The 10,292-nt window shown below is 62.8% G+C and carries 10 protein-coding genes and 1 tRNA gene; 4 read left to right on the plus strand and 7 right to left on the minus strand.

Annotated elements, in window-relative coordinates; translation table 11 throughout:
- Nucleotides 1-165: 165 nt before the first annotated feature.
- From secF to HSDC_RS05225, 6 genes are all read right to left on the minus strand, one after another.
- Nucleotides 166-1,092 carry a protein translocase subunit SecF gene (gene secF / locus HSDC_RS05200; protein ID WP_064698890.1) on the minus strand — a complete coding sequence of 309 codons (927 nt, stop codon included), beginning with the start codon at nucleotides 1,090-1,092 and terminating at the stop codon, nucleotides 166-168.
- A 9-nt stretch (nucleotides 1,093-1,101) separates the two neighbouring features.
- Nucleotides 1,102-2,952, minus strand: coding sequence for a protein translocase subunit SecD (secD, locus tag HSDC_RS05205; protein WP_064698891.1), 1,851 nt, complete (start codon nucleotides 2,950-2,952; stop codon nucleotides 1,102-1,104).
- Between the two features lie 137 nt (nucleotides 2,953-3,089).
- On the minus strand, nucleotides 3,090-3,428 hold the full coding sequence (gene yajC, locus HSDC_RS05210) for a preprotein translocase subunit YajC (protein WP_064698892.1): 339 nt from the start codon (nucleotides 3,426-3,428) through the stop codon (nucleotides 3,090-3,092).
- 80 nt (nucleotides 3,429-3,508) lie between these two features.
- A complete protein-coding gene (gene tgt / locus HSDC_RS05215) occupies nucleotides 3,509-4,627 on the minus strand; it encodes a tRNA guanosine(34) transglycosylase Tgt (protein WP_211612813.1) in 1,119 nt (372 codons plus the stop codon).
- Nucleotides 4,628-4,637: 10 nt separating this feature from the next.
- Nucleotides 4,638-5,708 (minus strand): tRNA preQ1(34) S-adenosylmethionine ribosyltransferase-isomerase QueA, encoded by a 1,071-nt coding sequence (gene queA / locus HSDC_RS05220; protein WP_064698894.1) that lies wholly within the window; start codon nucleotides 5,706-5,708, stop codon nucleotides 4,638-4,640.
- Between the two features lie 164 nt (nucleotides 5,709-5,872).
- On the minus strand, nucleotides 5,873-7,327 hold the full coding sequence (locus HSDC_RS05225) for an SLC13 family permease (RefSeq protein WP_064698895.1): 1,455 nt from the start codon (nucleotides 7,325-7,327) through the stop codon (nucleotides 5,873-5,875).
- Between the two features lie 143 nt (nucleotides 7,328-7,470).
- On the opposite strand from HSDC_RS05225, the gene HSDC_RS05230 reads away from it, so the two are divergent.
- Nucleotides 7,471-7,557 (plus strand) — tRNA-Leu (locus HSDC_RS05230).
- A gap of 52 nt (nucleotides 7,558-7,609) precedes the next feature.
- Here HSDC_RS05230 and HSDC_RS05235 read toward each other — a convergent pair.
- The gene (locus HSDC_RS05235; RefSeq protein WP_170862783.1) at nucleotides 7,610-8,299 is read right to left on the minus strand and encodes a site-specific integrase; all 690 of its coding nucleotides are present in this window, start codon (nucleotides 8,297-8,299) and stop codon (nucleotides 7,610-7,612) included.
- Between the two features lie 330 nt (nucleotides 8,300-8,629).
- Here HSDC_RS05235 and HSDC_RS16945 point away from each other — a divergent pair, with 330 nt between their 5' ends.
- The 3 genes from HSDC_RS16945 to HSDC_RS17115 all read left to right on the plus strand — a co-directional run bounded on the left by HSDC_RS16945 (nucleotide 8,630) and on the right by HSDC_RS17115 (nucleotide 9,527).
- Nucleotides 8,630-8,812, plus strand: coding sequence for a hypothetical protein (locus HSDC_RS16945; protein ID WP_244534478.1), 183 nt, complete (start codon nucleotides 8,630-8,632; stop codon nucleotides 8,810-8,812).
- A 47-nt stretch (nucleotides 8,813-8,859) separates the two neighbouring features.
- Nucleotides 8,860-9,006 carry a hypothetical protein gene (locus HSDC_RS16950; RefSeq protein ID WP_244534477.1) on the plus strand — a complete coding sequence of 49 codons (147 nt, stop codon included), beginning with the start codon at nucleotides 8,860-8,862 and terminating at the stop codon, nucleotides 9,004-9,006.
- 197 nt (nucleotides 9,007-9,203) lie between these two features.
- Nucleotides 9,204-9,527, plus strand: coding sequence for a JAB domain-containing protein (locus HSDC_RS17115; protein WP_425292856.1), 324 nt, complete (start codon nucleotides 9,204-9,206; stop codon nucleotides 9,525-9,527).
- The last annotated feature ends 765 nt before the right edge of the window (nucleotides 9,528-10,292 follow it).

Consider the following 10,292-nt stretch of genomic DNA (forward strand, 5'->3'; position numbering starts at 1 on the left):
CTGTATCACCACGCTCGTGAAGTCTTTCGCCCCGATGCCCAGGGCGTAGCTTAGCGAGTGATCGAGTCGCGGTATCGAGCTTTTTGCCGATGCCGCTGGATGAAAAAAGAGCCACCCGGCATGCCGGGTGGCTCTTTTTGTCGGGCTGCCCTTTCGGGGGAGCGATCAGGGCAGTTCTTCTTCGGCTTCTGCGTCTTCCTTCTGTGCCGGCATCAGGTCCGCGCGTTGCAGCTTGAGGGGCAGCAGCAAAGCGGCGGAGACATAGATGGACGAGAAGGTCCCGACCGTGATGCCGATGAACAGTGCCACGGCGAAGAAGTGAATCATGTCGCCGCCAAGAATCATCAGGGCCAGCACCACCAGAAGCGTGGTACCGGATGTCGCGAGGGTCCGCGACAGGGTCTGGTTGATGGATTCGTTGAAGATGGCGGGCATGTCGTCGATGCGCGACTTGCGAATGTTCTCGCGGATGCGATCGTAGACCACGATGGTGTCGTTGAGCGAGTAACCGATCACCGCCAGCACCGCTGCCAACACCGTCAGGTCGAACTCGAAGCCGAACAGCGCAAAGACGCCAAGCACGATGAAGACATCGTGGCCCAGGGCCAGCAGGGCGCCGATGGCGAACTTGTACTGGAAGCGGAAGGCCACGTAGAGCACGACGACGCCCAGGGCCACCAGCATGCCCATGCCGCTCTGGTCGCGTAGCTGGTCACCGACCTGGGCGCCGACGAACTCGGCACGCACCAGATCCACGCTGTTGCCGCCCTGGCGGAGCAGGTCGACGACCTGGTCGCCGACACCGGCATCGAAGGCTTGCTGCAGACGAATCAACACCTCGGTGGAGGCGCCGAAGGTCTGCACCGCCACGTCCTTGAAGCCGGCGGCCTCCAGGGTCTCGCGCACCGCACTGAGCGCCGGTGCCGTGGCATAGCGGACTTCGACCAGGGTACCGCCGGTGAAATCGAGTCCCAGGTTGAGGCCCTGGACCAGTATCGCGACCACCGATATCAGCAGCGTTGCCACCGAGATGATGAAGGCATAGCGGCGCTTGCCCATGAAGTCGAATTGTCGATTGATGAGGGATTGCATGGCCACCTCTTATATCCAGAGCTTCTTGACCGGCTTGCCGCCGTAGCACAGATTGACCATGGCGCGGGTCACCATCAGCGCGGTGAACAGCGAGGTCAAAATGCCCAGTGACAGCGTCACGGCGAAGCCCTTGACCGGCCCGGTGCCGATCGAGAACAGGATCAACGCCACCAGCAGGGTGGTGATGTTGGCGTCGACGATCGACGAGAAGGCGCGCTCGTAACCGGCGTGAATGGCTTGCTGGACCGAGAGCCCGTTGCGCAGTTCCTCGCGGATGCGCTCGAAGATCAACACATTGGCGTCCACGGCCATCCCCAGGGTGAGCACGATACCGGCAATGCCCGGCAGGGTCAGGGTGGCGCCGAGCATCGACATGACAGCGACGAGCAGGGTCAGGTTGAGTGCCAGGGCAATATTGGCGAAGACCCCGAACACCCGGTAGCGCACCAGCATGAACAGCACCACCAGCAGCAGGCCGATCTGAACGGACTGGATGCCGCGCTCGATGTTTTTGGCACCGAGGCTGGGTCCGATGGTGCGCTCCTGCGCGAAGTACATCGGCGCGGCCAGCGAGCCGGAACGCAGCAACAGTGCCAGGTCGGCCGCCTCGGTGGGCGACTCCAGGCCGGTGATGCGGAAGCTGTTACCCAGCGCGCTCTGGATGGTGGCCAGGCTGATGATGCCGCGTTCGGTGCTCTGCGTGCGGACGGTGGTCTCCTCACCGTTCTCCATCACCGTGCGCTCGCGGGAGTTGTGCTCGATGAACAGCACCGCCATGTTGCGCCCGATGTTGGTTCGGGTCGCGCGGTTCATCAGGGTGCCGCCGGTACCGTCGAGGTCGATGTTGACCTGGGGACGGCCATTTTCATCGAAGCTGCGGTTGGCGTTCGAGACCCGGTCGCCAGTAATGATCACGTCACGCATCAGGGTCGCGGTACGTGCTTCATTGTTGCGGAACGGGAAGGTCTCGGTTTCGGCATCCGGGGTGTCGGGCCGCGCCTCGAGGCGGAACTCCAGATTGGCCGTGGCGCCGATGATGCGCTTGGCGGCTGCGGTATCCTGGACGCCGGGCAGTTCGACGACGATACGGTTCGGCCCCTGGCGCTGTACCAGCGGCTCGGAGACGCCCAGTTCGTTGACGCGGTTGCGCAGCGTGGTCAGGTTCTGGTTGACCGCGTAATCCTGGATCTCGTCGACGGCCGTGTCGGTCAGGGTCATCTTCAGGCCGGCGCCTCGCGCCCGTTCGACATTGCTGTAGTCGAACTCGGGATACTCGGGGGCGATCAACTGTCGCGCTTCGTCACGGTCTTCGGCGTTCATGAAGTCCATGCTGATCGAACGCTCGCCGAGCTTGGTGTTGCGATAGCGCAGTCGCTCGTCGCGCAGGGTGGTGCGCATGGCGCTGGCGTCCGACTCCAGGCGCTGGGTGATGGCGGCATCCATGTCGACTTCGAGCAAAAAGTGCACGCCGCCGCGCAGGTCGAGGCCGAGCGTCATGGGCGAGGCAGCCAGCGACTCCAGCCAGGACGGCGTGGATTCGGCCAGGTTCAGTGCCACGACGTAGTCTTCGCCGAGAGAATCGCTGAGCAGGTCGCGTGCTCTGATCTGGTCGTCGGCGTGACGGAGCCGGATCAGGACGCTCTGGGGCTGATTCTCGACGGACTTGATGGCGATATCCGATTCTTCGAGGGAGGTCTCGAGGCGGTCGAGCTGTCGTTCGTCGAGCGTGAATTCGCCGCGATCACTGCTGATCTGTACTGCCGGGTCCTCGGGGAAGAGGTTGGGAAGGGCATAGATCAGGCCGACGACGAGGACGAGGAGTATCAGTAGATACTTCCACAGGGGGTAACGGTTAAGCATGGGGGCCCTGCCCTCAGGTTGCTGATGATGGAGACGGGCGTTGCGTCATCACGAGCACCGGGCGGAGCCGGTTGGCCTGGCCCCGCCTCGGTGGTCGCAGGGCAGCCCGCACCGCATGGCGGCGCGGGCATGTCCGATCAGATGGACTTGAGCGTGCCCTTGGGCAGGACGGTGGCCACGGCGTTCTTCTGCACGCTGACCTCGGTGCCCTCGGCGATTTCCATGGACAGGAATTCGCTGTCCTCGCTGACCTTGGTGATACGACCCAGCATGCCGCCGCCGATGACGATCTCGTCGCCCTTGGAGAGGCCGGCGATCAGCTTTTTGTGCTGCTTGGCTCGCTTGGCCTGGGGGCGCCACAGCAGGAAGTAGAAGATCAGCACGAAGCCGACCAGCATCACGATCTGGGCGATGCCTCCGCCCGGCGCGCCCCCGGCGTCCTGGGCCAGGGCCGGGGAAATGAAGAAGTCCAACATTTACGACAATCTCCTGAGTCGTGGTAAACAAAGCGGCACCATGCGGCGCCTGGCGGCTGGCCTCCTGAGTTGGCCAGCCTTCAATTCGGTACGGGAGGAACCGGCAGGCCACGCTGCGCGTAGAACCCTTCCACGAAGTGGGCCAATGTACCCGCTTCGATGGCACCGCGCAAACCAGCCATCAGGCGCTGATAATGGCGAAGGTTGTGGACGGTATTGAGCATCGAGCCGAGCATCTCGCCGCAGCGATCCAGATGATGCAGATAGGCACGCGAGAAGTTCCGGCACGTGTAGCAATCGCACCCTTCCTCCAGCGGGCCGGTGTCGTGGCGATGCCTGGCGTTGCGGATCTTGACGGTGCCCTCGGCAGTGAAGAGGTGGCCGTTGCGAGCGTTGCGGGTCGGCATCACGCAGTCGAACATGTCGACCCCGCGGCGCACGCCCTCGACCAGGTCTTCCGGCTTGCCCACGCCCATCAGATAGCGCGGTTTGTCGTCCGGCATCCACTCGGGCAGGTAGTCGAGCACCTCGAGCATTTCCTCCTTGGGCTCGCCCACCGACAGGCCGCCGATGGCGTAGCCATCGAAGCCGATCTCGCCGAGTCCTTTCAGGGAGGCCTCGCGCAGTGCCGGATACATGCCGCCCTGGATGATGCCGAACAGCGCCGAGGGGGACGCACCGTGCGCATCGCGCGAGCGTTGTGCCCAGCGCAATGACATTTCCATGGAGCGTCGGGCCTCGTCGAAGGTCGCAGGGTAGGGCGTGCATTCGTCGAAGATCATCACGATGTCGGAGCCCAGCGCACGCTGCACCGCCATGGATTCCTCGGGGCCCATGAAGACCTTGGCGCCGTCCACCGGCGAGCGGAAATGCACGCCCTGTTCGGTGATCTTGCGCATCTCGCCGAGCGAGAAGACCTGGAAACCGCCGGAGTCGGTGAGGATCGGCTTGTCCCACTGGGCGAAGTCGTGCAGATCGCCGTGGGCCTCGATGACCTCGGTTCCCGGCCGCAGCCACAGGTGGAAGGTGTTGCCGAGAATGATCTCGGCGCCGATTTCCTGCACCGACTGGGGCGTCATGCCCTTGACGGTGCCATAGGTTCCGACCGGCATGAAGGCAGGGGTTTCGACCGTCCCTCGGGGAAAGGTCAGTCTACCGCGGCGCGCCCGGCCGTCGCTGGCCAGGCGCTCGAAGGTCATGAAGCATTCGTTACGCATCGGAGGTCTCGATATCGGCGCGTCTTGCGGATGGAGCATGGTGGCGGGTCAAGAACATGGCGTCGCCGTAGCTGAAGAAGGCATAGCCTTCCTGGACCGCTTCCCGATACGCCGCCATGACCGTATCGTGACCGGCGAATGAGGACACCAGCATCAGCAGGGTCGACTCCGGCAGGTGGAAGTTGGTGACCAGGGCATCGACACAGCGCCACTCGTAGCCGGGATAGATGAAAATATCGGTATCGCCGGAGAATGGCGCAATCTCGCCCGAGGCACTGGCCGTTTCCAGGCAACGCACGCTGGTGGTGCCCACGGCGATGACTCGCTTGCCGGCCTGCTGTGCGGCGCGCACCTTGGCACAGGTATCTTCACCGACGTCGATCCACTCACTGTGCATGTGATGCTCGCGAATGTCCTCTGCACGTACCGGCTGAAAGGTTCCGGCACCGACATGCAGAGTCACGAACGTCGATTCGACCCCTTTGGCGGCCAGGCGTTCGAGCAACGGTTGGTCGAAGTGCAATCCGGCGGTCGGGGCGGCCACCGCACCATCGCGGCGGGCATAGACCGTCTGATAACGCTCGCGGTCCGAAAGTTCGTCGTCGCGGGTGATATAGGGCGGCAGCGGCATGTGGCCATGCTGCTCGAGCAGCGCGATCATCGGTGTCTCGCCGAGGAAGCGCAGCTCGAACAGCGCGTCCTGACGTCCCTCGACCACCGCCTGGATCCCGCCTTCGAAGTTCAGTTCGGTGCCGGGGGACGGTGACTTGCTGGCGCGCAGGTGGACCAGCCCACGATGGGCATCCAGCGGGCGTTCCAGAAGCATCTCGACCTTGCCGCCGCTGGCCTTGTGGCCGTGCAGGCGCGCGGGAATGACGCGAGTATCGTTGAAAACCAGCAGGTCGCCGGGTTCCAGCATGTCCACGAGGTCGGGAAAGTGGTGGTGGCTGAACTGGCCGCTGTCGCCATCGACGCACAGCAGGCGACAGTCGCTGCGTACTTCCGAAGGGTAGCGAGCGATCAACTCTTGCGGAAGATCAAAATGGAAATCGGCTCTTTGCATGTGGGCTCTTGAATGACAGACGCAACAACGATCAACAGGTGAGTGACCCGCCGAAGCCGCGGTGGGTCGAAGGGATGACGCGTGACGGCGGTGCACAAGGATAGCGTTTCCTGACTGTCACGTCAGGAAACGCGGGCAGATTCATGAGAAATGGTGCGTGACGATTACCACAGCAACAGGATCAGCGCGTAGGCCATCAGGGTTACCAGGACGGTGCCTGCGAGGTTGAGGGCAAAGCCGGCGCGAATCATGGACTGAATGCTCATATGCCCGGAGCCGAAGACGATCGCGTTGGGCGGCGTGGCCACCGGCATCATGAAGGCGCAGCTGGCGGCGATCGCGGCGGGAGCCGTGATGACCAGCACCGGAATGTCCAGTGACATGGCCATGGCGCCGAGCAGCGGCAGGAAGGCCGCCGCGGTAGCGGTGTTCGAGGTCACTTCCGTGAGGAAGATGATCACCAGTACCACGCCGGCAATGACGGCCAGGGTCGGCAGCGCGCCGAGCACGGAGAGCTGGTTGGCGATCCACTCGGCGAGTCCCGACGAGCTGATGGCCCCGGCCAGCGCCAGGCCGCCACCGAACAGCAGCAGGATGCCCCAGGGCAGCTTGACCGCTTCCTCCCAGTTCATCAGGGATTCGCCACGGTGGCGACCGCTGGGGATCAGGAACAGTGCCATGCCGGCGAGAATGGCGATCGAGGTATCCGACAGCCAGTCGACGCCGAGATTATTGAGCAGGGGACGGACGATCCAGGCCGCTGCCGCCAGCAGAAAGACCATGCCGACGCGCTTTTCGGCCGCGCTCATCGGTCCCATCTCGGCCAGTTCGCGATGAATCATGTCGGCGCTCTCGCTGCCGCCAGTGGCGAGTTGAAAGTCGCCACGGCACAGCCACCACCAGGCAACCACCATCATCGCGATGCTGATCGGCAGCCCGATCAGCATCCACTGGGCAAAGCCGAGATCAATGTTCATCGAGTCCGACAGGTAGCCGGCCAGCAGGGCGTTGGGAGGCGTGCCGATCAGGGTGGCCACGCCCCCGATGCTTGCTGAATAGGCGATGCCCAGCAGCAGGGCGGTTGCGAAGCGGTTCAGTTCCTTGGGATCCGAATGCTCGAGCAGGCTCAGTACCGAGAGGCCGATCGGCAGCATCATGATCGCCGTGGCGGTGTTGGAGACCCACATGCTGATGAAGCCGGTGGCGATCATGAACCCCGCAATCTGGCGTTTCGGCTCACTGCCGACCACCCGCAGTACCTGCAGCGCCACACGGCGATGGAGGTTCCAGACCTGCATCGCGATACCCAGGAGAAAGCCGCCGAGGAACAGATAGATGATCGGATTGGCATAGCTGGCCGCCGTCTCCTTGATACCCTCAATGCCCAGCGCCGGGGCGAGCACCATCGGCACCAGTGAGGTGACCGGAATCGGAATCGCCTCGGTGGACCACCAGCTGGCCATCAGCAATGCCATGCCGACACAGTGCCAGGCGACGGGCGACATGCCGCTCGGTGCTGGGATGATCAGGGTCAACAGCAGGAATACCAGGCCGAGCACCAGCCCGGTGCGTGCTGCGACGGATGGAGAGGGTGGGGTGTCGTTGCGTGATTGCGCCATGGAGGACTCCTGATACGGGAACGACCGTCGGCGGAGGCGCCGAGTCAAGGTGGGCGCGATGATAGCAATCTACTGATGATGCCCGCGAGAATGACGTGAAATCATTGACCTGGCCGTCGGCCCACGTATAATTCTGGGCCGTTGCCGGTGTGGCGGAATTGGTAGACGCAGCGGATTCAAAATCCGCCGCTGTAACAGGCGTGTCGGTTCGAGTCCGACCACCGGCACCACTTGAAAATCAAGTGGTTAGCGGCATCACCCTCTCCTCGTAGCACCCCTCCTTCAATGCTTGGTCGCATTTTGGTCGCAGATGGCCGCATTTAAACTCGGCAGCCTCGTTGCAATATCATCCAGCCCCGCATCGAACATGTGCGCGTAGCGGCTGGTGACGATCAGGCTTGAGTGCCCCAGCAAATCCCGCACCGTTGTCATGCTCTCGCCGGCCTGGGCCAGCATACTGGCGTAGCTGTGGTGCAGGTCATGGAAGCGCAGGTCCTTGCGACCGACTGCCTCCCTGGCTTTTTCCCATGCCCACCGCAACCTCGGGTATGTGGTAGCGAAGGGCAGGTCCTCCAGCCATGGGCGCGCATCTTCCGGTACCGGCACCACTCGCGCCTTGCCGCTCTTCGTCTGGTCTGGTCGCAGCAGGATGCGACCACCGTGGACGTTCGAAGCATCGAGACTGAGCAACTCCCCTTGGCGTAACCCGGTGAGCGCCGCCAGCGCGATGACCTTCTTCTCTACGGCGTTCCGGTCAGGGATGGCTTGCAGCAACTCGCCGAGCTCCTGGGTGCTGAGATAGACATGCCGCTCGTTCTTCGGCGACTTCTTCTTCAGCTTGTCCCCCAGCGGCTGCTCGAGCCACCCCCGCTCGCGGTAGGCGAGGTTGAGCACGCGCTTCACCACCTGAAGGTGGTTGTTGATTGCGTCCTGCTCAACATCACCACCCGCGGCCAGGACGACAACGGTCACACCGAAGCCCCGGTCAAACTCGTCACCCCCTTCCAGGCCGGACAGATCCGGCAGCTGATTGCCTCCTGCCCTCCGACGACCCAAGAGTGGTTCGTCGGTGAGTACGGCGACGCCTGGCAGGTGCCGCGTGGCGACTTCGACAAGCTGCGCGGCTCGGCATCGTCATGTCCGAGCTGAAGACCCTGCTGGTCACAGGCGAGAGGCCGGGAGGCTTCGGTGTTGGTGCGATGAGCTATATACACCAGCTGATCGGCGCGCGAACCACCGGCGAGCCCTACGGATACCTTCTAGGGCAATGCCCACACCCAGCGCGGCCATGAGCTGGAACCCGTGGTCCGGGAGCTTTATCACGAGGCCGTTGCCCTTTCCAGTCTGGAGCAGGTTGGCATCATCCTCAATCACGATGTGGGCTACTCGTCGGCTTGCCTGGTGGATAGCAACGGCTTGGTCGAGATCAAGACCAAGCTGCCCAAACCCCAGATCGAGTTGCTGCTGGCCGACGAGCTGCCCTAGGAGCACGTGGCGCAGTGCCAGGGCGGACTGTGGGTCAGTGAGCGGGAGTGGATCGACTTCGTCAGCTACTGGCCGGGGATGCTGCTGTTCATGAAGCGCATCGGGACGAGGCACTGATCCGCACCATCGCCGAGCGCGTCGAGGCCTTCTACGGGGAGCTGGAGCGCCGTATGACCATGGTCATGGTGGCCTGAGGAGAAACACCATGTGCCACCGCAAGCTGAGTGCTAGTGAGACAGCCGGCACCTATCGCCCCAGTAATAGAAGCGGAACTCTTGAGCATTGCCAAGGCCTTCGCTCGTCGCCAGAGCTGGCCAGAGGGCGGAAGATCACCCAGCCAGCTCTGGCGTTCGAGTACCTATAAATTCTGCTGCTTAACTACGAGTACGAGGTGTTCAGCGCCGTCTTCCTCGACAGCCAGCACCGCGTGATCAGCTTCGAGGAACTGTTCCATGGCACTATCGACTCAGCCAGCGTCTACCCCCACGAGGTGGTAAAGCAGGCCTTGGCCAACAACGCTGCTGCCGTAGTTCTGGTCCACAACCATCCCAGCGGTGGCCCCGAGCCCAGCGACGCCGACCGGCGCATCATCCCGCGACTCAAGGACGCCTTGACACTGATCGAGGTGCGGGTTATCGACCATATCGTGGTCGGCATTGATAGCTGCGTAATCGCGGGCAGATCAGGGAGACCTATAGTGGCTTCTGCCTGGTAGGGCGCTACCCGTAGGTTGCGTCATAGTGTCGGTGCTGCCCTCAGGGGGCACCGGACTTTGACGGGTAAGCTTTTTTGATCGCAGGGTGACAACAGCAGTAGATGCGTCGCCAATGTGCCTGCTTGGTAGGCCATGACGTCGTCGTGCGATATTTTATTGGCCACGCGCCGACACTACCAGAGACTTGGCTGGTCGACGCCGCAGAGCTTTTTCCGAACTCTACATGCAACATTGCATCATTGGGCGATTGTACACATGGCTCTCCGAACCGCTGGAGTACCTGCTGGTGAATGTGGCCTTGGCGTTGCTGCTGTAGCCAGATTCTGTCTCACGGCATCTGGCTGGCCCTTGGTGGTCGGTGACGCGTCACACTCGGTGGGGGGACATGTTCACATCGGCCGAGGTCGAGTGGTTCTGGTCGGCGCGGTGTCGGTGCGTGCTACCCGGCAACGAGCGCTTCCGGATGCGGGCAGTGGGTGTGGGAGCTGATCATCGCAGGGCTGCTGGTGATGGCGAGCGCAGCCTAAACTTGCTACTGGTATTGCGATGAGAAGCGCTACCAAGCGGCGGAACGCCAGGCGCGGCAGGCAGGGAAAGGGGGCTGAGCCGGGCAGCGGCCGTGGGAGTGGCGTTCACGTTGATGCATCGTGATTGTAGTCCACTCTGGATCTTTCGCTACCTTGCCAGTGGCCCGAACCGTGTTTAAGTTGGTTTCATTATAACTAAAGGCGGTCAACCGAAGACCTCGTGTCTTCGTCATTGATG

This window comes from Halomonas caseinilytica (assembly GCF_001662285.1).
Taxonomy (GTDB): domain Bacteria; phylum Pseudomonadota; class Gammaproteobacteria; order Pseudomonadales; family Halomonadaceae; genus Halomonas; species Halomonas caseinilytica.